Here is a 22011-nt window from a genome sequence, read left to right on the forward strand (position 1 = left end):
TCCGCGAAAGAACCCCGGACGCCCGAGGAGAATAAGAAGCAAGTTGAGGTACCACGTTTCATGGGGCGGCACATACCTCCCATGGATCGACTGCTCATTCGCGTAATCCCGCCAGTACTGATTATCGCCGTGATGATTTGGGTCCTGTCCAATCCGGAAGCCGCCTCAGCCGCGATTTCCGAAATGCGCACTTTCGTCACCGGAAAATTCACCTGGCTCTTCATCTTGTATTCAGTTTTCACCGTGGTGGTGTGCATTTGGCTCTCCATGAGCCGAGTAGGCAAGATCCGTCTCGGCGGCCCGAACGCCAAACCGCAGCACAGCAAATTCGCTTGGTATTCCATGCTGTTCGCTTGCGGCCAAGGCATCGGCTTGATCTTCTGGTCAGTTGCCGAACCAATTATGCTGCGCGATGAAAATCCCGTGATCCCGGCAGGGCCAAACGGTGGCGGCGAAGAAGGGGCCATTGTTTGGACCTACTTCCACTGGGGCTTGACCGCCTGGGCCATGTATTGCGCCGTTGCAGTGTGCTTGGCCTACTCGCATCACAACCTCGGCAAGACGTTGACTTTTCGCGAGGCTACCGTGGATATCCTGCCCCGCTGGTCGCGACGCGGAGCCGGCGTCATCGTTGAGCTCCTGGCAATTATCGCGACCGTACTCGGCCTGGCTACTTCCTTCGGATTCGCAGCCATGCAGTTCACCTCCGGACTGACTTCCTTCACTGGATTAACCGCCAGCCCAATGATGTGGTTCATGGTCATTCTGATCTTCGCTGGCATCACCTCTATTTCGGCTATCGTCGGCATCAGCAAGGGCATGGCACGGATCAGCGGATTGAACTCGATCCTCAGTATCGTGCTGATCGCAGCGGTGCTGGTTTTCGGCCCATCGCTGTACATCATCTCGAATCTGTCCCAGACCTTTGGCAGCTTCTTCACGAACTTCGCGAATATGAGCCTGTGGACCGATTCAGGATTGGCCGCCAACACCCTGGATTCATGGCAAGACAGCTGGAATGGCTGGTGGACGGTCTTCATCTGGTGCTGGGTTATTGCCTTCTCCCCATTCGTGGCCGGATTCATTGCCCGCATTTCGCGTGGCCGTACCATCCGCGAATTCGTTCTCGGCGTGACCATCATTCCTTCATTGATCGTGATGGTTTGGGTTGCAGTGATCGGCTCCGCAGCACTCTACTACGATGACCAGACTGATCGCGGCATCAGCAGTGCAGTCGCCGGGGACACTTCCTCCGGCTTGTTCGTCATGCTTGATTCCTTGCCTGTCGTCGGCACGGTCCTGCTAGTTGTTTCCACCATCCTGGTGGCCACCTACTACGTGACATCCTTGGACTCTGGCATTTACGCACTCAGTGAATTCGTCTCCGCCCCGGGCAAATCCGGTCCAGTCTTCCGTGTAGTCCTCGTGCTGTCTGTCGCGACGGTGACCACTGTGCTGCTGACCATGGGCGGAACCGCGGTGGTGGATACAGTCCAAACGGGCACCATCATCGGCGCCTTCCCGTTCTCCTTCGTGATCATTTTGATGATCATCAATTTGATCCGCAGGCTGCTCAAACGAGACAAGGCGATCAAGCAACTGGAAAAGGACATCAACAACCCCGACCCGAATCTGGTCTTCGTAGCCGACCCCGATGGCGGCGGAGCGATCCTCAAGGAAGAACCAGGACAGCACCAACAGAACTAAGCGGTAGAACCCGCATCGGCATGAAGGCCGCGATGCTCGTCATTATGAGCTTCGCGGCCTTCTCCATTACCTGGTGGTTTTCATATTCATGCAGGTCAATTCCGATCTTGTGCACTGCAGAAAAAGATTTCACAACCGCTCTTGACAGTGACGCAGGGCACACATAATCTAGTTGCAACGGCGTTGCAGTGAGCGCAACACGTAATTCTTCTCCGGCGATTCCCATGAATCCTCGCAATCCATCTGATTGGGCCGGCCTCCCTTGACAGTTGATTTCCCACAAGGAGCCAAAACCATGACTACCGCCAACATCGCCACCAACGTTTCCGAACTGGCGCGATTGAAGACGCTGCACAACGGCACCAAGCAGCCACTGACTTTCTCGGATGCGGAGTTCGAGCGCCGCCTGACCGGCCTGCGCCAGATCATGGCCGCCAAGTCCCTGGACGCAGTCATCCTGACCAGCTACCACGGCATCAAGTACTACTCGGACTTCCTGTACACCACCTTCGGCCGCAACTACGCCCTGGTGGTCACCGCCAGCAACTCGACCACCGTCACCGCGAACATCGATGCCGGGATGCCATGGCGCACCAGCTACGGCGACAATATCGTGTACACCGACTGGAAGCGCGACAACTTCTTCTACGGCCTGCAGGAAGCGCTCAAGCGCGATGGAGTGAAGGCGAGCCGGATCGGCGTGGAAGACGACTTCCTGCCGGGCCGCACCCGCCAGCAGATCGCCGACACCTTCGACGGTGCGGCCTTGGTAGATGTTTCGCAGGACGCCATGCGCCAGCGCATGATCAAGTCCGCCGAGGAAATCGAAGTCATCAAGCACGGTGCGCGCATCGGCGACCTGGGCGGCGAAGCCATCAAGGCCGCCATCCGCGAAGGTATTAGCGAATACGAAGTTGCTTTGATCGGCACCGAAGCGATGGTGCACGAGATTGCCAAGACCTTCCCGCACCGCGAAGTGCGCGATACCTGGGTCTGGTTCCAGTCGGGCATCAACACCGATGGCGCCCACAACTGGGCCACCACCCGCAAGCTGGAGCGCGGGGACATCCTCTCGCTGAACTGTTTCCCGATGACCTCCGGCTACTACACCGCTCTGGAGCGCACCTTGTTCCTCGGCGAGCCGGATGCCCGCAGCCTGGAACTGTGGAACGTCAACGTCGAGGTCCACAAGCGTGGCCTGGAGCTCATCAAGCCCGGAGCGGTCTGCAAGGACATCGCAGCGGAGCTGAACGAAATCTACATCTCCCACGGACTGCTCCCGAACCGCACCTTCGGCTATGGCCACTCCTTCGGCGTGCTCTCGCACTACTATGGCCGCGAAGCTGGTCTGGAACTGCGCGAGGACATCGAGACTGTTCTGGAGCCGGGCATGGTCGTTTCGATGGAGCCAATGATCACCGTCGCTGATGGCGAGCCAGGTGCCGGAGGCTACCGCGAGCATGACATCCTGGTCATCGGCGAGGACGGTGGCGTCGAGAACATCACCAAGTTCGGTTTCGGCCCGCAGAACAACATCATCGATGCCTAAGGGCAAGCGATAACCGTGGGGCGGGGCCCGAACCCCGCCCCACGGCTGCTTTAACCATCTGATGCGCAGCAAGCACGGGGGCTGCGCCTAGAACCGACGACCACCCACCGGTCTGCCGGAACACTTCATCATTCCAGCGGCAAAGAAGCCAGCACTGGCCAAAGCCGTTGCCCTCCAGAGGCGGTTTCACCCCATGAACCATTCCAGCAACTCCCCATCGCAAGCCCCCACCGGAACCACGGCCGCAGCGGCCACCGGCGTGGCCCCGTCCCGCACCATTGACGCGAAGACCCGCCGCAAGGTGATCGCTGCCAGCTTTATCGGCAACTTCGTGGAATGGTTCGACTACGCGGCCTACGGCTACCTGGCCGTCACCATCGCCGCAGTGTTCTTCCCCAGCGATGATCCGCAGGCTGGTTTGCTGATGACCTTCGGGGTATTCGCCATCTCGTTCCTGGTCCGCCCTGTCGGCGGGTTCATATGGGGGCATCTGGGCGACAAGATCGGCCGGCGTGAAGCCCTGTCGTGGTCGATCCTGCTGATGACCGGTGCCACCTTCTGCATAGCGCTGCTCCCCGGCTACGCATCCATCGGTTTTGGCGCGCCCCTGCTGCTCCTGGCCCTGCGTCTGGTCCAGGGCTTCTCTGCCGCCGGCGAGTATGCCGGCGCCTCCGCCTTCCTGGTCGAGTACGCGCCGGCCAACCGGCGCGGCCTGTACGCGGCAGTGGTTCCGGCGAGCACTGCCACCGGCCTGCTCTTCGGCTCACTGATGGCCGCCGGGCTGACAGGGTTGCTGTCAACCGGGGATCTGGAGTCCTGGGGATGGCGCATACCGTTCTTGCTGGCCGCGCCCATGGGGCTCATTGGCCGCTATATCCGCACCAAGCTGGAGGATTCGCCGGCTTTCCTTGAAGCATCCGAGTCCTCCACTCCTGAGGGATCCCCAGTCGGGTCGTTGCTGAAAAACCACTGGCGCCAGCTGGTCCAGGCTGCGGGCGCAGTGCTGCTGAACGCCGTCGGGTTCTACGTCCTCCTTTCCTACATGCCGACCTATCTATCCGAAGAGCTCGGACTCGACGCCACCCGTTCCTACCTGGCAACGACCGTTGCGCTGTTGGCCTACGTCGGATTCATCTTTGTCACGGGCATGCTATCGGATCGCTTCGGACGCAAGCGTGTCTTGATCAGCGCATCGATTCTGTTCATCCTGTTCACCGTTCCTGCCTTCATGGCTTTGGAATCGGGAAACTTCCTGATCATCGTCCTGGTTCAGATTCTGCTCGGCGCAATGCTCACGCTCAACGACGGGACCCTTCCGAGCTACCTCGCGGAAATGTTCCCCACCAAGGTCCGCTATTCCGGATTCGCAGTGTCGTTCAACCTCTCGAATGCATTGTTTGGCGGAACCGCGCCATTCGTGGCCACATTGCTCATTGCCACGAGCGGCAACGTCCTTGCCCCCGGCTGGTACTTGATGGGCGCAGCCGTGATTTCGCTGGTGGCGGTGGCTTGCTCGGTCGAAACCAGCCGCAAGCCACTGGTTTGAGCCGTAGGATAGTAGCAACTCAGGAGGGGAAATGACTGAAATTCGCAATGAAACCCGGGGTACCTCGGTGATCGTCAACGTGCTCGATGTGCTCCGTTGCTTCACCGTTGAGCGCCCGGTAGTCGGCGTCACCGAAATCGCGGAGCAGGTCGGCCTCCACAAATCCAGCGTCTCACGTATTCTGGCCACCCTTGAGCAGGAACGCGTTGTGGATCGTGACGAGGAAACCCGCAAGTACCGCTTGGGTGTCGGACTGATTGCCATTGCCGGACCATTGCTTGCCAACCTGGACGTGCGGCAGGTGGCTTACCCCATTCTGGAAGATCTGCGTGAAGCTACCGGCGAGACCGCTGTACTGAACATCTGGGACGGCAGCGAGTCGATTTCGGTAGAACAGCTGCCTTCAACCCATCTGGTCAAGCACACCTCGGTCATGGGGTCGCGGTACCGTTCGGGGCTGAGCGCTACCGTCCAGGTATTCCTCGCCAATGAGGATCCAGCACGCCGCGCGGAGCTGATCTCCAACGGAGAGATCGATCTTGCCGGCACGGCCCCCGCCGAATACCAGGCACGCCTGGATCTTGTACGCGAGCGGGGCTACGCGGTCAACTACGGCGAGACCTCCGCCGAGGAGGTCGGAGTGGCCGCAGGAATTCTCGATCACCGCGGTGAACTCGTCGCCTGCGCCATGACCGCCGCTCCGTTCTACCGCATCGGCGCCGATGAGCTGGAGCAGCTTTGCTCCAGCACCCGTGCCGCAGCAAGGCGAATCAGCACCAGGCTGGGATACCAGGCGGAGGGATAGCCATGGATCCGTTTGAAGCGCGCGATGCCCATGCCTTCGACTACCGGATGCACGAAGGCTCAGCCATGAAGGTCAGCCACCACTTCGCCGGGCACACCGGGATGCCGGTAGCCATCCAGACCTGGGTGATAGAACCAGGCGGCTTCGAGGGCTTCCATCGCCACGAGGGCCAGGGAGCTTTGCAGGAGTTCTACCAGGTGATCGAGGGCCGGGCGCGGATGCGGGTCGGCGAGCGCGTATACGAGCTCGGTCCCGGCGACAGCGTATTGGCCGATGCCGGAGTGGACCACGACCTGTGCAATCCCGGCGGCACGGACCTGCGCGTGCTCACTGTTTGGGGCCCGCCGGGCGCCGCCGACTTCTCGGACTTCGGTTCGCACCAGATTGCGCAGCGCGGTCATCCAGGCGGCCTGGCTTAGCTGGGAGTTTGCCCGAGGGCCTTTTGCCACCCCTCACCCCGGTGCTGAAGTGGTTCCATGGATTACAACATCGGCTATTTCGTCGGTTCGCTCGCCACGAACTCCATCAACCGCGTCCTGTCCAAGGCCCTGATAGCCCTGGCACCTGAAAACCTCAGTTTCACGGAAATCCCGATCAGCGATCTGCCCTTGTATAGCGCTGACTACGATGATAATTATCCCGAAGCCGGGACCGCGCTAAAGACCGCCATCGAGGCCTCGGACGGCCTGCTATTCATCAGCCCGGAGTACAACCGTTCAATTCCCGGTGCGCTGAAAAATGCCATCGACTGGGGTTCGCGGCCCTGGGGCACCAACTCCTTCGCCCGCAAGCCCACCGGCCTGCTCGGCGCTTCGGTCGGAGCCATCGGTACCGCGGTCATGCAGTCCAGCATGCGCAGCGTCCTCAGCTTCCTGGATGCCCCGCAGCTGAACTCCCCCGAGGTCTACCTGCAGTACCGTCCCGAAGACTTCGGCGAGGACGGGAGCATCAGCAACCCGGACACCGAGAAGTTCCTGGCCCACTACATGGGCGAATACGCGGCGTTCGTTGAGCGTGTGCTCGATGCGACAGCTGCGGGTCATATCGGAGACGAAGGAATGTAGCCGCCTCCAACGTCCACTAGCCGCGCGAGTACTCGGCAAGACAGACTCCGGAGGCAAAAGACTGCATGTTCTCCAGCCTCCAGCGATCCGGGGCATACCCTGTGTCCCCGAAGAGCTTGATACCCGACCCGAACATCACCGGCTGCACCTTCAGGGCCAACCTGTCGATGTCCGGCCGGAGCCTGGCGGCCAATTGCCCTCCGCCGCACAGCCAGATGCCGTCACCCGGTTGGGATTTGAGTTCCCCGATGACCTCTCGCGGATCCGCACTGGTGAACTGCACCTCTTGGCTTCCTGGAGGTGAAGAGTGCTCGCGCGTGAAAACAATCTGTCTCAGATGCGAGTACGGGCTGGGCAGTGCTGGCAAGCCGACCGCGTAGGTATTCCATCCCATCAGCACCGTATCGAAAGGGCACCCCTCGATAGGCAGTCCAGCCGACTCTGCCAGCTGGGTCGGCGCGGTGCCGCGGTAGCGGTCCCAGATGGGCGCCGCGTGGTCGCCAGCCACCGCGAATGCATCGAATTCGCCGTGAGGACCGGCAATGTACCCGTCCAAGCTCACTGCAACGAAGTAGGTTAGTTCTCTCATTGATTCTCCCTTGGCTCGAAGACGGAATCGTCTGGGAAATTGAGCCAACCCTACAGCATGGCCTGTTGGGAACTTGGGAGAATGCGAAAAAACCGGGAAACATCATTTCTGATGTTTCCCGGTTTTTTTCCATTTGGTGGAGGTAAGGGGATTCGAACCCCTGACCTTCTGCATGCCATGCAGACGCGCTACCAACTGCGCCATACCCCCAAACGAGGTGATTCCAGTGGCTTGCACAACCCCTGAACCGAGATAAAACTTTACCGGAGCACTGCCGAAAACTCCAAATCGGCTGTTCGAGACGCTGGTCACAATCCTCTATTCACACGGTGCTCCCCAAGTGGAAGAATATGGGTCGGGACCTGCCGGCCCCACCCATTCCTTCGAAAGGCGCAATCCCATGACCATCGGACTGACCCCATACCTGCGTTTCGCCGGAGATGCCAAAGAAGCTATGGAGTTCTACCACCAGGTACTCGGTGGCGAGCTTTCCATGATGACCTTCCAAGAAGGCATGAATGACAATAATCCGGCCGTTGCCGACCAGATTATGCACTCCTCGCTATTCGTTGAACGCGGCCTGCACTTCATGGCCTCGGACACCCCGCCCGAAATGGACGTCCGGGGCAATGGCGTGATCGCGCTAAGCAGCGACGGGACGGCCGGAGCCGACGCGGAGACCCTGACCCGGTGGTGGGAAGGATTGGGCGAAGGCGGCCAGATCAACATGCCATTGGAGCGGGCCCCGTGGGGCGACTCCTTCGGCGAGCTGCGCGACAAGTTCGGCGTGGTCTGGATGTTCAACATCACCGCGTTGGCCAGCTAGCCGAAGCGCTAGTGGGTGCGCGCCTGCTCGCGGGCTTCCAAAGCCTCGCGGCCTACGAGCAGGCCCACCTTCTTCGCGCGGATCTGGGTTATCCACGCGATCAGCAGGCCCAAGGCGGCCAGCCCAGCGCCAACCACAGATGGGGCGCGGAAGCCGTAACCGGCGGCAATCACCGCGGCACCCAGGGCAGCGCCCAGCGCGTTGGCAACATTCAGCGCCGAGTGGTTCAGCGAAGCAGCCAGCGACTGCGCATGCGGGGCCGAATCCATCAGCAGCGTCTGCAACGCAGGGATCAGCAGGGAACCCACTGCGCCCATCACGAAGACCATGATCATCGTCGGAACCACCCAGCTGGTCACGGCAGCGAAAATCAGCATGGTGGCGATCATGAAAACGGAAGAAAGCTTGATCGCGCCGAAGATCGACCAGTCGGCAAGCCTGCCACCGGCCAGCGAACCAACGACCATGCCTACGCCATAGAGCGCCAAAGCCAGCGGCACCAGCTCAATTGGCAGTCCTGCTTCTTCGGTCAGCGTGGGCGAAATGTACGAGTACACCGCGAAGAATCCGCCGAAGCCGACAATGCCGGTGAGCATCGCCAGCCACACCTGGGCACTCTTCAAGGCGGTCAGCTCGCGGCGGATGCTCGCCCCGGCATCGGTCTTGCGCCATGGGACGAACAAGCTAATCAGCACAGCGGTCAACACGCCGATCGCAGTGACGACCAGGAACATCGAACGCCAGCCGTATTCCTGGCCGAGCCGGGTCACCAACGGGACACCGGCAACGTTGGCCACCGAGAGCCCGAGCATCACCCAGGCAATGGCGCGTCCGCGCATCGTGGCCGGAACCAAGCTGCCGGCAAGCACACCGGCCAGTCCGAAGTAGGCCCCATGCGGCAGGCCTGCAAGGAAGCGGGTCACCAGCATGGTGTTGTAGTCCGGAGCGAAGAATGAGGAGAGGTTGGCGAGCGTGAAGAAGAGAATCAGCAGCTGCACCGCACGCTTGCGCGGGATCTTGGCAGCCAGCGCAGTGAGCACCGGGGCGCCCACCACCACGCCGATTGCGTAGGCGCTGATCATCAGGCCCATCTGCGCATAGCCCACTTCCAGATCGGCGGCACCTTCCTGGAGCAAGCCCATCATGGCAAACTCAGTGACACCGATGCCGACGCCGCCCATGGCCAAGGCAACAATTGCCAGCAGTAGTTTTCCGCCAGATACATAGGCAGTCATTCAATTTCTCAATTCATGGCAGGGTCTTGGGAAGCGGCTCCCTCGGCGCTCTTATCCATCGTAGTGACTGCATCGGGCGACAGTGGCAATCCCCGAGCGGAAAATTACGAATCCCACAGTATTTTGTGCCACTGTATTAAGTCCTATGCCTCATTCATCGCACCATCGCCTGTCGGCCTCGCGAATAATCGCGAGGTTCTTCTTTGTCATGCTCTGTCTCGCGCTGGCCGGGCTAATGGTGTTCCACCAGCAGATCCCCGATGTCCTGGGTCTCGGATTGATCGTCGATAACCTGGCCCCGTGGATGGGCCTCGGAATTCCAGTGCTCTTGCTGATGGCCTTGGTGGTGCGCGGACGCATCAGCTTCATCGGCCTGCTCGTACCGGTCGTTGTTTGGGCTGTGCTCTTCGGGCCGGCGTTCCTGCCTTCGGACCGGCGCGCACCAGAAGCTTCCCTGCTGGTTGCCACGCAAAACGTCCACGAGTCTGCGGGCGTGCAGGCTGCCCGCGAATTGGCAGCCAACGGCGCGCAGGTCATCACCCTGCAGGAAATCGGTGAAGGCCAGGAGCCGGGAATCACCGCCGAGCTCGCCCAATCCCATCCTTACAGCTACATGGTCAGCACCGTAGGCGTGTGGAGCGCCTCTCCGCTGAAGAATCCAGAGCCCCTGGATCTGGGGCTGGGTTGGGACCGCGCGTTGCGGGTGGACGTGGCCAGCGAAAAAGGGGATGTCCGCCTGTACGCTGTGCATGCGGCGTCGGCCAGGCCTACCGGCCATCACGAGCGGGACATGATGCTTGCTTCCTTGGCCGGCTACCTCGCCGATGACGAATCTCCGAAGATCGTTGCCGCCGGAGACTTCAACGCCACCAGCTCCGACCGCCACTTCGCGCCGGTCGCTAACCAGTTGGAGGAAGCCCACTACAGCGACTGGGGCTTGGCCCTGACCTGGCCGCGGTCCCTGTTCCCGATGCTCGGCATCGATCATGTGATGCTACGCGGCGTCGAATCAGCAGGCCTGGAGCGGCTGGAAATCGCCGATTCCGATCATTACGCGCTCGCTGCCACGATCGATCTGGGGAACTAGTTCCTTTCCAGCCCGGTCTGGCGCAGCGTGATGTTAATGCGTCCGCCGCCAAGGCCCAGGCCTGCAGGTGCGGTCCCGGCATGGATCTTGCTCACCCCGTGATAGGCGAAGCGTGAGGGGCCGTCGAAGACGAACAGGTCCCCCGAAGCCAGCCGGATCTCTTGCCATGGCCGGTTGCGGTTCTCGGTATTGCCCAGGCGGAATGTTGCCGAATCGCCGATGGACAGCGAAACCACCGGGGCGTTGATGCGCTCTTGCGCATCCTGGTGCATGCCCATGGCGGCCTGCACGTCGTAGTAGTTCACGATAGCCGCATCGGGCTGGTAGTCCTGCGCGCGCTGCAGGTCCCCCGTAGCTTCTGCGACCGCCTGCTTGCCCAAGCGGACCAGCCAGTCTTCCATGGGCGCCACTGATTGCCCGTCCAGGTCGTCAGCGGTCTTGGAGTAGCGGTTCGGGCTCCAATGCCACCCCAGGCACAAGCTCTGCACGCTCATCGGATGGCCGTTGACGGCTGTGCGGTGCGGCGGAACAGGCCCGCTGCCCCATTCGAAGAAGCGCCGGACGATCCACTGCTGCGCGGGCGCGTCCAGCCACCCCGGCAAGTGCCAGGCTCCTGGGCGCAAGGCTCCCCCGCTACGGGGCAGTGCACTGTCGTCGAACAGGGATTCCATGTTCCCAGCGTGCCCGTTGCAGGCAGAACTCGGCAAGTCTCCCGCGTATTCGCTCACTGAACTTTGCAGGATCAGCCAGGCCGGTGCCTCGCAACAATATTTACATTAGAGACTTTGTGTTTCGTCTTACCCTCGCGAACATTTCGAAAAGGTTAACCTTTACTCGAATTATTGCGCTTGAAACATTTGCGATACCTCCGGGAAAACCTGGGCGCCTAAGCTGGGTGCATCCACTAGTTCAAGGAGAATCCCATGTCACCCCTAGAAACTCGAGCAGAATCAAGGAAACCATGATTGGCATCGACCTCGAACTGCGCGGATGCACTGTGCTGATCGCTGGAAGTAAATCCGGGAGCAAAAATACTGCGCTGCGCTTCCGGGCGGAGGGCGCCACGGTGCTCACCGCCGACGGGCCCTTCCAGGCAGTACAGTTGCTGGAACAAGCCGGCCTGCTGGTGATCTGCGATGCCGAACCGCTGCGCTTCGCCTCGGTGGTGCAGGCCGCGCGCATTCCCGTCATGCACCTTGGACCAGCGACCCGGGCCGGATCCATCACCCTGCTCGGTGGCGGCCCCGGCGCATTGGACCTGCTGACCCTGCGCGGCGTGCGGGCCCTGGCCGAAGCAGAAGTCGTCTTCGCCGACAGGCTCGGTCCCGCAGCGCACCTGCCCGCTCTCGCACCGCAAGCTCAAATCGTGGACGTCGGCAAGCTTCCTGGACACCACAAGCTCACCCAACGGGATATCGAAGCCCTGATGATCGAAGCGGCCCGCGGTGGCGCTGCCGTAGTCCGGCTCAAGGGCGGAGATCCCTTCGTCTTCGGCCGCGGCTTCGAAGAAATCGCGGCCGCTACCGCTGCGGGCATCCCGATCAGCGTCATCCCGGGACTGAGCTCGTGCATCACCGTGCCGGCAGCAGCCGGCATCCCGGTCACCGCCCGCGGGGTGAACACCATGTTCACCGTGGTCTCGGCCCACGATCCACTCAGCGATGCGCAGCTTGACCATCTGGCCAAGCTGGGCGGAAGCATCGTGATCCTGATGGGCATGGGCACCATCGAGCAGACCGTCGCCGGGTTGCACCGGGTCGGCATGGACCCGCAAATGCCATGCGCCATCGTCGAATCCGGCACCACCGACATCCAGCGCACCAGCTGCACCCGGCTAGCCCATCTCGCCGAAACAGCCCGCGGCCATTCCAACCCTGCAGTCATTGTCATCGGTGAAGTCGCTGGACTGCCGGCCACCCTGGTGAACGCGGCAGCGCAAGAAGAGCCAGCCACGCTGGCAGCGCAATTGGAAGTGGCCTGATGAGCAGCCCCAAACCCTTGGCCGGCTTCCGGCTGGCCGTCACCAGCGACCGCCGTTCCGCAGAACTCATCGAAGCCTTCGAACGCCGCGGCGCCGAGGTGACCCATACTCCGCTGCTCCAGCTCGCCCCGCTGGACGATGAGCAGCAACTGATCGCGCAAACGCAAAAGCTGATTGAGGTCCGTCCGCAGGTAGCCGTCATTACGACCGCCTACGGACTGCGCCGCTGGGTTGATACCTCCGAGGCTGCCGGCATTGGCGACGAGCTGCTGGCAGCGCTCGGGCAGGCACAGCTCTACGTCCGCGGGGCCAAAGCCCATGGCGCCGTCAAGGCGCTGGGCCTGGAGCCGGCCGCCGTGGCCAAGGACGGGCGCAGCGCCTCCATGCTGGAACTGTTGGAGGGCAAGCTCCAGGGCGCCACCGTCGCCTTGCAGCTTCATGCCGATTCCGACCATGGAATGCCCCAGAGCCTGCGCGAGCTGGGCGCTCGCCGGGTGCTGAAGGTGGAGCCCTACCGCTGGCAGGACACCAGCAGCGATAGCGGGATTTCTGCTTTGGTGGAGGGCCTGTGCGCCGCCCACTTCGACGCGGTGACCTTCACCAGCGCGCCGAGCGTGCACGCGCTGTTCGCCGCTGCCAAGGCGCGCAATCGCTTGCCCGCTCTGCTGCGCTCACTGGCCGAGCGCGTCGCGGTGGCCACCGTTGGACCGGTGACTGCTGCCCCGCTGATCGAGGCGGGCATCTGCCCGCTGGTTCCCGAGCGCCATCGCATGGGTGCCATGATCGGCCAGCTCGTGGTGCATCTGGCCTCGCTGGGCACGTTGCAGGCGCAAACAGTCCACGGCCAGGTGCAGCTGCGCGGTCGCACCCTCTCAGTCCAGGACGAAAACTGCGAATTGACGCCCGGGCAGGCCGAATTGGTGCGCGCGCTGATCGAGGCGGGCGGCAGCGTCCTCTCCCGCGACGAACTAGGGGCCGCACTTCCGGAAGCCAGTTCCAAGCATGCCTTGGATATGACTCTGAGCCGGCTGCGCAAGGCGTTGCCGCAACCGGAAATCATCGCCACGGTCATCAAACGTGGGTACAGGCTGAACGTATGATCGCCCCGATGGGCTTTTTCCCTCCGGGTTACGTAGGATCGATGTCATGGTTAATATTCAGGTTGCCGGTGAAGCCCTCGTCGATATCGTCGATGGTGTGGCGCATCCCGGCGGTTCCCCGATGAATGTTGCTGTTGGACTGGGCCGATTGGGCCACGAAGTCCTGCTCCAGACGGACATCGGCGATGACGAGCATGGCCGGCTGATCGCCGAACATGTGGCGGCCTCAGGCGTTCAGCTCGCAGCCGGATCACACACCGATGCGCAGACTTCCAGCGCCACCGTCGTGCTGGACGAGTCCGGAGATGCCAACTACGAGTTCCAGCTGAACTGCAAATTGCAGAGCATGGCTTCGACCCAAGCCACCTTGTTCCATTCAGGATCCGTTGCAGCATTCCAGGGTCCGAGTGCCGCTCGAATCCATGAGGCTTTCGAGGCTTCCCCACCGGGCCAGATCCTGAGCTTCGATCCGAACCTGCGCCCGGAGCTGGTCGAGGACCGGGCAGAATCGGTCAAGCAGATCGAGAAGCTGGCCGGGTTGGCGGATATCGTCAAGCTCAGTGACGAAGACGCCCTGTGGCTCTATCCGGGATGGGACACCAATCGCATCCTGGAGCACTTCTTGGAGCGCGGGGCATCGCTAGCGATCATTACCTTCGGCGCACGCGGAGCCGAGGCCCGGACCAGGCAAAGCGAGGTCATGGTTCCCTCGATTTCGGTGCGTACCGTAGATACGGTCGGCGCCGGTGATGCGTTCATGGCCGGGCTGCTCCACGCCATCTTGGACAGCTCGCTGGCCAAGTCCCTTCGCGATGGCACGCAGCTGGACAGCGTCGAGCTGGAGAAGGTCATGCAGATCGCTTCGGTGTGCGCGGGAATCACCGTGTCCCGCGCCGGGGCGAATCCTCCAACCCTTGACGAGCTGAATCATTTCCTCAGTTCCACGACGCGCTAGACCTTTCATTTCTGGCCGATAGTCGCTGGGATCTCCGCCTGGAATGGCGTTGGTCCCAGCGACTATTTATTTCATTCGTTGTGGGTGACTAGCATTATCCGCCGGCAGCCAGCCCAGCAGCCTGGACTATCGAAGGAAACCGCTGACCAGGTTGCTAGAGTTCCTTGCAGAGCACTATGCACGATTCATTGAGGAGGCCCCATGGGCAGCAAGGTTCCAGCGGCCGATAACACCTTGCGGATCCTCAGGTTGCTGGCCAGCAGGAAGACCCCGACTCCGGCGGCAATGATCGCCACGTTGCTGGAGCTTCCTCGATCCAGTGTCTACCAGCTGCTGAACGTGATGCTGGAGCACGGATTCATCACCCACTATCCAGAGGACAAATCCTATGGTCTGGGTGTCTCCGCTTTTGAGCTTTCCAGCGCCTATACCCGCCAGGAACCGCTGGCACGGCTGGGTGCCCCGCTGATTGCCCAGCTGGTCGACAAGGTCGAGGAAAGCGCCCACCTGGCCGTGCTGCATGGTTCCGATGTTCTCTACATTGTCGAAGAACGCGCCAAGGGCCGGCCATCCTTGGTCACCGACGTGGGTGTTCGCCTGCCTTCGCACCTGACCGCATCCGGCAGGGCAATTCTCGCCGCGCTGCCCAAATCCCAGGTGCGTGCGCTCTACCCCGGTGCTGCCAGCTTCACGGAGCGAGTGGCCGAGTCATCGATCTCCAGCTACTCGCAGTTGCGCCGCGAGCTGGACCAGAGCACGCAGCGCGGCTATGCCGTAGAGCGCGGGGATGTCACCCCGGATTTCCACTCGCTCGCGGTAGAAATCCGGGATTCCAGCGATTGGCCGGTGGCCGCCGTTGCTGTCACCTTCCTGGCCGATCGTGTCCCCGAAGAGCAGTGGGAGACTCTCCTGCTGCAGATCCGCGCCACCGCTTCGGTGATTACCTCGCGGGTGCAGGGCAAGCGTCCTTCCTAGCCAGGTGCTACTGGTTCGAGAATGCCGCGTCGAAGGACGCTTCGGGGCGCTTGAACAGGAGGCTGCGGATGTAGCCCACAGCTTCCTTCGCACCGTGCAAGCGGTCCATTCCCGCGTCTTCCCATTCAATGGAGATGGGGCCCTTGTACCCGTGGAAGTCCAGTGCGCGGAAGGCATCTTCCCAGTTGATGTCTCCGTGGCCGGTGGAGACGAAGTCCCAGCGCCGGCGGGGATCGCCCCACGGGAGATGGGAACCCAGGATGCCATTGCGCCCGTTGGGATGATGCATCCGGGTGTCCTTGCAATCCACGTGGTAGATGCGGTCGGCGAAGTCGGTGATGAATGCGACCGGGTCGATGCCCTGCCAGAACATATGGCTTGGATCCCAGTTCAGCCCGAACGCTTCGCGGTGGCCGATTGCTTCCATGGTGCGCACGGTGGTCCAGTGATCGTAGGCGATCTCGGATGGGTGCACCTCCAGCGCGAACTTCACCCCCTGCTCATCGAATTCGTCCATGATCGGATTCCAGCGATCCGCGAAGTCCTCGTAGCCTGCATCGATGACCTCGCCCGGAACCGGCGGGAACATCGCGACGTACTGCCAAATCCTCGAGCCGGTAAAGCCAACCACTACATCGGCACCGAGCTTGCGGGCGACGCGGGCCGAGCGCTTCATGTCCTCGGCGGCCCGCCGGCGGACGCCTTCCCCATCCCCATCGCCCCAGACATAGTCGCGCAGGATGGCCTGGTGGCGGAAGTCGATTGGATCATCGCAGACAGCCTGGCCGCCCAGGTGGTTGGAGATCGCCCAGGCTTTCAGCCCGTACTTGTCCAGGATTTCCAGCCGCGACTGGAGGTAGGCCGGATCCTCGTCGGCACGCTTGAGGTCCAGGTGGTCACCGCTGGCTGCGATTTCCAATCCGTCATAACCCCATTCGGAAGCCAGCCGGGCGACTTCTTCGAAGGGCATATCAGCCCACTGGCCGGTGAAAAGCGTCACTGGATGCGTCGCGTTCATGGTGGTTTCTCCTCTAGTCATCGGTGTCGATCCAGTCCCCGGAATCAGCCGATTCCAGAACGGCATCGGTCAAACGGCAGGCGCGGGCGCCATCGGCAAAAGTTGGAAGCCCATCGGGTGCTTCGCCACGGATCGCCGCGTAGGTGTCGGCCACGAAAGCGGCGAAAGCATCAAGGTAGCCCATCGGGTGTCCTGCGGGTACCACCGACAAGCGTGCGGCGTCGGGACTGAGATCAGCGGCCTGGCGGGACAGGATCGAGGACATGTCGGGTTTGCCGATCCACAGTTCTTCCGGCTTTTCCTGCTTGAATTCCAGCGCCGACCGGTCTCCGGACAACTCGATGGTCAAGGCGTTCTTCCGGCCTGCGTTGACCTGTGACACCATCAGCGTGCCGATGGCTCCCGAAGCCATCTGCACAATCAAGGCAGCAGCATCCTCGGTATCGACGTCCACGGCGCCCCGCTGCTTATGGGCAATGGAGGTGGTCGCGTTCAGCCGAACGATCCGCTCCCCCGCAATGAATTCCAGCAGGTCCACCAGATGCGAACCGATGTCCGCGAAGGCCCGCGAAGGCCCGCCTTTGGCTGGTTCTACCCGCCAGTTGCTGTCGCTGACCGTATGCATCCAATCTTGCAGGTACTGGCCACGCACGGTCAGCAGCCGGCCAAGTTTCCCTTCCTGCACGTGGGCCCGGGCCTGCCGCACCATGGGGTGGTAGCGGTAGACGAACGGCACCGAAGCCACGGCCCGGGAACGCGATGCCAGCAAGGCCAGCTCGCCGGCTTCCCGGGCGCTGGTCGCCAGCGGCTTCTCGCAAACAACGGACAGGCCAGCTGCCAGTGCGGAGGCTGCCTGCTCGGCATGCAACGCATTGGGCGAGGTGACATGCACGGCGTCGCATTGGGCGAGCAGCGCTTCGACGCTGCCGAAACCGGGCACGCCCAGGGCGGCCGACGCTTGGCGGGTGGATTGCTCGCCGTTGGACCGCACCCCGATGAGCTGGGCGCCTGCCCGGCGGATCGCATCGGCGTGGGTCCGGGCCATGAAGCCGCCGCCGATGACGCCGACCTTCAGTTCCTGCATGGCCGGTGCAGCCTGCTGGCTGTTCAACTGGGACATGTAATTCCTTGTCTTTTCTTACTTGACCGCGCCGGAGGACAAGCCTGCGACCAGGTGCCGTTGCGCGAAGAGGAAACCGACCAGCACCGGAATCGATACCACCACCGAGGCGGCCATCATCTGGTTCCAGTACACATCGGTCTGCGAAGCGTAGGCCTGCAAGCCGATGGACAGCGTCCTGGTGTCCGAATTGGTGAGCACACTGGCGAAGAGCACTTCGCTCCAGGAAGTGATGAAGCAGTAGACCGACACCGCGATGATCCCCGGGCGTGCTACCGGCAAGACCACCTTGAGCAGTGCGCCGAGCCGGCCAAGTCCATCGACCATGGCCGCCTCTTCCAGTTCCTTGGGCATGGCGGCAAAGAAGCCGGTGAGCATCCAGATGGAGAATGGCAGGGAGAACGTCATGTAGGTGACGATCAGCCCCAGGTAGGTTCCGTTCAGCTGCAGTCCCACGGCACGCTCCAGCTGGGTGAAGATCAAGAAGAGCGGCAGCAGGAACAGGATGCCGGGGAACATCTGGGTGGAGAGCACGATCAGCCGGAAGGACCGTGCCCCGCGGAAGTCGAAGCGCGAGAGCGCATAGGCGGCCAGGATCGCGATGGAAACCGAGAGGATGGTGGCGCTGATGGTCACGATCAACGAGTTGGCGAAGTACTTGCCCAGCGGCACCGTGGTCCAGATATCCAGGTACGGGGCCAGCGTGATTTCCGAGGGAATCCACTCGAAGGCGCCGCGCACATCCTTGAGGGGCTTGATGGAGGTCGTGAGCACCACGTAGAGCGGCAGCACGATGATCAGGGTGATGAAGGCCAGTCCGAAAACTCGCAGGATGCGGAAGCCGCGGGTCTCAATCATCGATGCTCTTTCCCTTCGGCATGACAAGTCGGATGTAGAACGCTGAGACGATCAGCAGGGCAATCAGCAGGACGACGCTCAAGGCGCCACCCACGCCGAAGTTCCAGTTGTTGAAGGACTGCTGGTAGATCAACGGGGAAATCAGGGTTGCTTCTTCCGGGGACACCGGGCCGAAGAGCAGGTAGGGGATGTCGAACTGGTTGAACACCCACAGTCCCAGCATCAAAAGCAGCACCACGTTGGCGTGCTTGATCATTGGCAGGGTGATCCTGGTGAACTGCTTCCACAGGCTGGCTCCATCCAGGGAAGCGGCTTCATAGACTTCGTTCGGGATGGATTGCAGGGCGGCCAGCAGCATCAGGAAAGCGAAAGGCCAGAATTGCCAGACGGCGACAACCACCATGACAAAGAAGGAATTCCCGCCCAATAGCCAGAACGGCCCTTCCTCCAGGATCCCGAGGTCTTCGACCAGGAAGCGGTTGACCATGCCATCGCGCTGGTTGAACATGAACGCCCAGGCGATGGTGGTGACGTAGCTTGGCAGTGCGTAGGGCACCAGGAACAGGGTGCGGAAGAATCCGTTGCTGCGGAATTTGGATGCCAGCAAGACCGCGGCGAAGATGCCAAGGCTCCAGGCGATTGCCACTACCAGGAAGGTGAACAGGAAGGTGCGCCCGAGGGCGTCGAAGAATTGGGAACCGATCGGACCGTTGGGGTCCAGCGCGGTGGTGAAGTTCTGCAGTCCCACGAACGGGGCCTTGACCCAGTTGGCAATGGAGAACTGGGTCAACGAGAGGAAGGCGATCCATACGCCGAGCAGCATCGGGATGATGTGGATCAGCAGTTCCAGGAATGCCGCGGGAGCTGAGAGCGCATAGGGGAAGAACCGGTCGCGCTTGATTGAACTGCGCTTGATCGCCCTTGAAGCGTCGCGGGGCTTGAGCGGTTCGCTGATTCGAGGCGGTGTCTGGGCTGGCGCCGACATTCGGTCTCCTTTCATGAAAACGAATTTGGGTGCTGCAACTGGCCGCGGGGGCGCAAGGAGGTCCGCTCCCGCGGCCAGTGCAACGTGTCGGGCCGCTAGCTAGCCGGCATCTGCTTCTGCGCGTCTTCCAATGCCTTGCGGACATCGGCCTCGGTGATTTTTTCGCCCTGGGCAATCCTGGCGAATTGCTTGGCGATGGCCTCGCCTACGAGGGATTCCATCTGCCCTTCGGTGGGGAACAGCGGCATCGGGGCAGCGTTATTGGCCAGGATCTCCTTCTTGGCCTGCTGCTCGGGGGTGTCGAAGGCCGGGTCGTCGAAAGCTTCGGTGACCGATGGCAGCGAGGTGTACTTGGCGTTCAGCTTCTTCTGCTCATCGACGCTGAGCAGGTGGTTCACGAATTCAAGGGCGGCATCCTTGTTATCCGAGTTCTCGAAGACGCTCACGTTGATGCCGGCAACCAGCGACTGGGTGGCTTCCAGCCCGGTGGCATCGGCGTTCTTCAGCGGGATGGGCGCCATGGCGTAGTCCTTGAAGTCCGCGGCATTGAAGGACTTGCCCGGGGCCTGGTCGAAGAACATGGCGGCGTTGCCGTCCATGATTTCCCCTGGCAGCACCGAACCGTCATTGATCTCGGCGTTGGACTTGGAGACCACGCCGTCCTCGCCCATCAGCTGGATCCAGTCGTTGACGCCGCTGACGACGCCATCATTGGTGAAGTCCGGCTTGCCGTCCGTGGTGTACAGCTCGCCGCCGTTCTGCATGCCCAGGATGAATGCGGAGTGGGCATTATTGGCGGTACGCTGTCCGGCCAAGGTGAAGCCGTACTGGTCGACCTTGCCGTCGTCGTCGGTATCCTTGGTCAGCTTCTTGGCGGTGGCCAAGAATTCATCCCAGGTCTTCGGAGCCTGCTTGATGCCGGCTTCCTCGAACATCTTGGTGTTGTAGTACAGGCCGTAGGCCATGGAATACAACGGCAGCGAGGTTGGGGCCTGGCCCTCGGCGCCGCCGGTGGCCAGGGCTACCGGCACGAACTTCTCGGCTCCGCCTATGGCTTCCAGCGCCTCGCCTTCAAAGGGGACGAAGGCGCCGCTGGCCTGCAAGGTGGTGGCCCAGGTGTTGCCGATGTTCAGCACGTCCGGCCCTTCGCCGCTGGAAACGGCGGTGAGGATGCGGTTGTACAGGTCGGCCCAGGGAACGACTTCCAGCTCGACCTCGATGCCGGTTTCCTCGGTGAACCGCTTGATGGATTCGCCCAGGATCTCCTCGTCCTGGGTGACTGAGCTGCCCTGGTTCGAAGCCCAGTAGGTGATGGTCCCGCCGGCTTCTTCCGAGCCGGAGCCGGAAGCCGAGCCGGAACAGGCGGCCAGGCCGCTGAGCGACAACGCTGCGATGGAGGTAATCGCCGTGAAGCGCCCCAGCTTGCTCTTGAAATGTGGTGCAGACATGTTTATTCCTTTTCAGGTGCGGGTGATGCTGTCAAGGGGTGGTGCTTCAGGCAAGGATGCCGGGAGCCGAAGGATCCCAGGCTGGGTCCAGCAGCGCGATGGGCTCGATCGTCGAGGCCACGTCGATGAATGCTCCCGATTCCATTGCTTCCGCGGCGCAGACCATGATGTCCAGGACGTGGAACGCCAGTTCGCCGGGCACGCGTTCCTTGCGTCCCTCGCGGATGGCTTGGGCGAGTTCGGCAACGCCGGTGCCGCGCCCGTAGGTGGATCCTTGGGCGGTGACAACGCTCGGCTCCTGGTCCTCCAGGTGCAGGATGGTGTCTCCGGTGAATTCGTTCGGATCCGGCAGCTGCGCGGTGCCTTCCGTTCCGGAGATCTCCACGAACCCTGCACGCTTGAGCTTGGAGTCGAAGCTGAAGATGCACTGCGCACTGGCCCCGGATTCGAAGGAGAGCAGCGCTCCGACGTGGGTTGGGACCTCGACCGGGAAGCTGGTTCCGGCCTTGGGGCCTGCACCGATGACCCGCTGCGCGCGGGCCTGCGAACCCAGGGCGGCAACCTTGGCTACCGGGCCGAAGACCCGCACCAGGGTGGTCAGGTAGTAGGGCCCGAGGTCGAAGAGCGGTCCCGCGCCGTGGGCGAAGAGGAATTCCGGGCTGTGGTGCCAGGATTCCGGGCCGGGGCCCTGGAAGATGGCCAGGCCCGAAAGCGGGGTGCCGATGGCGCCTGCTTCAATCTGCCGCAGGCCGGTCTGCAGGCCCGCACCCAGGATGGTATCCGGGGCCACGGCGACGCGGACTCCTGCTGCCTTGGCGGCTTCGACCAGCTGCCGTCCGGATTCGCGGTCCAGCGCGTAGGGCTTCTCGCCCCAGACGTGCTTGCCGGCGGCCACCGCCTGCAGGGCTACCTCGACATGCACTGCCGGGATCGTCAGGTTCACGACGATCTGGATGTCTTCGCGGGCCAGCAATTCGGCGTAGGTTCCCGAGGCTTCCACGGACCATTTGCGCGCTTGGCTTGCTGCGCGTTCGGTATCCAGGTCGGCGATGAACCGCACGGCGAGGTCCGGGAATGCGGTGAGGTTCTCCAGGTACTGGTCGCTGATGGTGCCGGCTCCGACAATGCCCACGCCCATGGGCTGATTCTGAAATTCCATAGTC

At 62.1% G+C, this 22011-nt stretch carries 21 protein-coding genes and 1 tRNA gene; 12 read left to right on the forward strand and 10 right to left on the reverse strand.

The genetic code is table 11. The features are described from left to right. Nucleotides 1-81 precede the first annotated feature (81 nt). The 6 genes from M2368_RS09355 to M2368_RS09380 all read left to right on the forward strand — a co-directional run bounded on the left by M2368_RS09355 (nt 82) and on the right by M2368_RS09380 (nt 6671). Nucleotides 82-1707, forward strand: coding sequence for a BCCT family transporter (locus tag M2368_RS09355; protein WP_286134063.1), 1626 nt, complete (start codon nt 82-84; stop codon nt 1705-1707). Between the two features lie 295 nt (nt 1708-2002). After that, nucleotides 2003-3256, forward strand: a complete 1254-nt coding sequence (locus tag M2368_RS09360; RefSeq protein ID WP_498724387.1) for an aminopeptidase P family protein — start codon at nt 2003-2005, stop codon at nt 3254-3256. Between the two features lie 193 nt (nt 3257-3449). After that, entirely contained in the window at nt 3450-4802 is a 1353-nt protein-coding gene (locus tag M2368_RS09365; protein ID WP_498724388.1) for an MFS transporter, read from the forward strand. Nucleotides 4803-4833: 31 nt separating this feature from the next. Continuing rightward, nucleotides 4834-5607 carry an IclR family transcriptional regulator gene (locus tag M2368_RS09370; protein ID WP_498724389.1) on the forward strand — a complete coding sequence of 258 codons (774 nt, stop codon included), beginning with the start codon at nt 4834-4836 and terminating at the stop codon, nt 5605-5607. 2 nt (nt 5608-5609) lie between these two features. Beyond that, the gene (locus tag M2368_RS09375; protein WP_105656362.1) at nt 5610-6026 is read left to right on the forward strand and encodes a cupin domain-containing protein; all 417 of its coding nucleotides are present in this window, start codon (nt 5610-5612) and stop codon (nt 6024-6026) included. Nucleotides 6027-6083: 57 nt separating this feature from the next. After that, the gene (locus M2368_RS09380) at nt 6084-6671 is read left to right on the forward strand and encodes an NADPH-dependent FMN reductase (protein WP_105656361.1); all 588 of its coding nucleotides are present in this window, start codon (nt 6084-6086) and stop codon (nt 6669-6671) included. A gap of 16 nt (nt 6672-6687) precedes the next feature. Here M2368_RS09380 and M2368_RS09385 read toward each other — a convergent pair whose 3' ends face one another. Beyond that, nucleotides 6688-7260, reverse strand: coding sequence for a dihydrofolate reductase family protein (locus tag M2368_RS09385; RefSeq protein WP_105656360.1), 573 nt, complete (start codon nt 7258-7260; stop codon nt 6688-6690). 134 nt (nt 7261-7394) lie between these two features. After that, a tRNA-Ala gene (locus M2368_RS09390) sits at nt 7395-7470 on the reverse strand. Nucleotides 7471-7660: 190 nt separating this feature from the next. On the opposite strand from M2368_RS09390, the gene M2368_RS09395 reads away from it, so the two are divergent. Beyond that, nucleotides 7661-8086 (forward strand): VOC family protein, encoded by a 426-nt coding sequence (locus tag M2368_RS09395; protein ID WP_105656359.1) that lies wholly within the window; start codon nt 7661-7663, stop codon nt 8084-8086. A gap of 8 nt (nt 8087-8094) precedes the next feature. Here M2368_RS09395 and M2368_RS09400 read toward each other — a convergent pair whose 3' ends face one another. Continuing rightward, the gene (locus tag M2368_RS09400) at nt 8095-9321 is read right to left on the reverse strand and encodes an MFS transporter (protein WP_105656358.1); all 1227 of its coding nucleotides are present in this window, start codon (nt 9319-9321) and stop codon (nt 8095-8097) included. Between the two features lie 208 nt (nt 9322-9529). Here M2368_RS09400 and M2368_RS09405 point away from each other — a divergent pair, with 208 nt between their 5' ends. After that, nucleotides 9530-10408, forward strand: coding sequence for an endonuclease/exonuclease/phosphatase family protein (locus M2368_RS09405; RefSeq protein WP_498724390.1), 879 nt, complete (start codon nt 9530-9532; stop codon nt 10406-10408). On the opposite strand, the gene M2368_RS09410 is transcribed toward M2368_RS09405, so the two are convergent. After that, nucleotides 10405-11079, reverse strand: a complete 675-nt coding sequence (locus tag M2368_RS09410) for an alpha-ketoglutarate-dependent dioxygenase AlkB family protein (RefSeq protein WP_105661935.1) — start codon at nt 11077-11079, stop codon at nt 10405-10407. The two genes, M2368_RS09405 and M2368_RS09410, sit on opposite strands and share 4 nt — an antisense overlap. Nucleotides 11080-11369: 290 nt before the next feature. On the opposite strand from M2368_RS09410, the gene cobA reads away from it, so the two are divergent. The 4 genes from cobA (at nt 11370) to M2368_RS09430 (ending at nt 15419) form a co-directional block, all read left to right on the forward strand. After that, nucleotides 11370-12389 (forward strand): uroporphyrinogen-III C-methyltransferase, encoded by a 1020-nt coding sequence (gene cobA / locus M2368_RS09415; RefSeq protein ID WP_498724391.1) that lies wholly within the window; start codon nt 11370-11372, stop codon nt 12387-12389. Further along, on the forward strand, nt 12389-13489 hold the full coding sequence (locus M2368_RS09420; protein ID WP_498724392.1) for a uroporphyrinogen-III synthase: 1101 nt from the start codon (nt 12389-12391) through the stop codon (nt 13487-13489). Before cobA ends, M2368_RS09420 begins: the two co-directional genes overlap by 1 nt. Before the next feature lie 46 nt (nt 13490-13535). Continuing rightward, nucleotides 13536-14444, forward strand: a complete 909-nt coding sequence (locus tag M2368_RS09425) for a carbohydrate kinase family protein (protein ID WP_105656354.1) — start codon at nt 13536-13538, stop codon at nt 14442-14444. A 201-nt stretch (nt 14445-14645) separates the two neighbouring features. After that, nucleotides 14646-15419, forward strand: coding sequence for an IclR family transcriptional regulator (locus M2368_RS09430; RefSeq protein WP_498724393.1), 774 nt, complete (start codon nt 14646-14648; stop codon nt 15417-15419). A 7-nt stretch (nt 15420-15426) separates the two neighbouring features. On the opposite strand, the gene M2368_RS09435 is transcribed toward M2368_RS09430, so the two are convergent. The 6 genes from M2368_RS09435 to M2368_RS09460 all read right to left on the reverse strand — a co-directional run bounded on the left by M2368_RS09435 (nt 15427) and on the right by M2368_RS09460 (nt 22007). Then, nucleotides 15427-16437, reverse strand: coding sequence for a sugar phosphate isomerase/epimerase family protein (locus M2368_RS09435; protein ID WP_498724394.1), 1011 nt, complete (start codon nt 16435-16437; stop codon nt 15427-15429). Between the two features lie 13 nt (nt 16438-16450). Beyond that, nucleotides 16451-17557, reverse strand: a complete 1107-nt coding sequence (locus M2368_RS09440) for a Gfo/Idh/MocA family protein (RefSeq protein ID WP_498724395.1) — start codon at nt 17555-17557, stop codon at nt 16451-16453. Nucleotides 17558-17575: 18 nt separating this feature from the next. Further along, the gene (locus M2368_RS09445) at nt 17576-18415 is read right to left on the reverse strand and encodes a carbohydrate ABC transporter permease (protein ID WP_105656351.1); all 840 of its coding nucleotides are present in this window, start codon (nt 18413-18415) and stop codon (nt 17576-17578) included. Further along, the gene (locus M2368_RS09450; protein WP_105656350.1) at nt 18408-19400 is read right to left on the reverse strand and encodes a carbohydrate ABC transporter permease; all 993 of its coding nucleotides are present in this window, start codon (nt 19398-19400) and stop codon (nt 18408-18410) included. Before M2368_RS09450 ends, M2368_RS09445 begins: the two co-directional genes overlap by 8 nt. A 95-nt stretch (nt 19401-19495) precedes the next feature. Continuing rightward, the gene (locus tag M2368_RS09455; protein WP_498724396.1) at nt 19496-20848 is read right to left on the reverse strand and encodes an ABC transporter substrate-binding protein; all 1353 of its coding nucleotides are present in this window, start codon (nt 20846-20848) and stop codon (nt 19496-19498) included. Between the two features lie 46 nt (nt 20849-20894). Beyond that, entirely contained in the window at nt 20895-22007 is a 1113-nt protein-coding gene (locus M2368_RS09460; RefSeq protein WP_332487602.1) for a Gfo/Idh/MocA family protein, read from the reverse strand. Nucleotides 22008-22011 lie beyond the last annotated feature (4 nt).

This window comes from Arthrobacter sp. JUb119, assembly GCF_024807995.1.
GTDB lineage: Bacteria > Actinomycetota > Actinomycetes > Actinomycetales > Micrococcaceae > Glutamicibacter.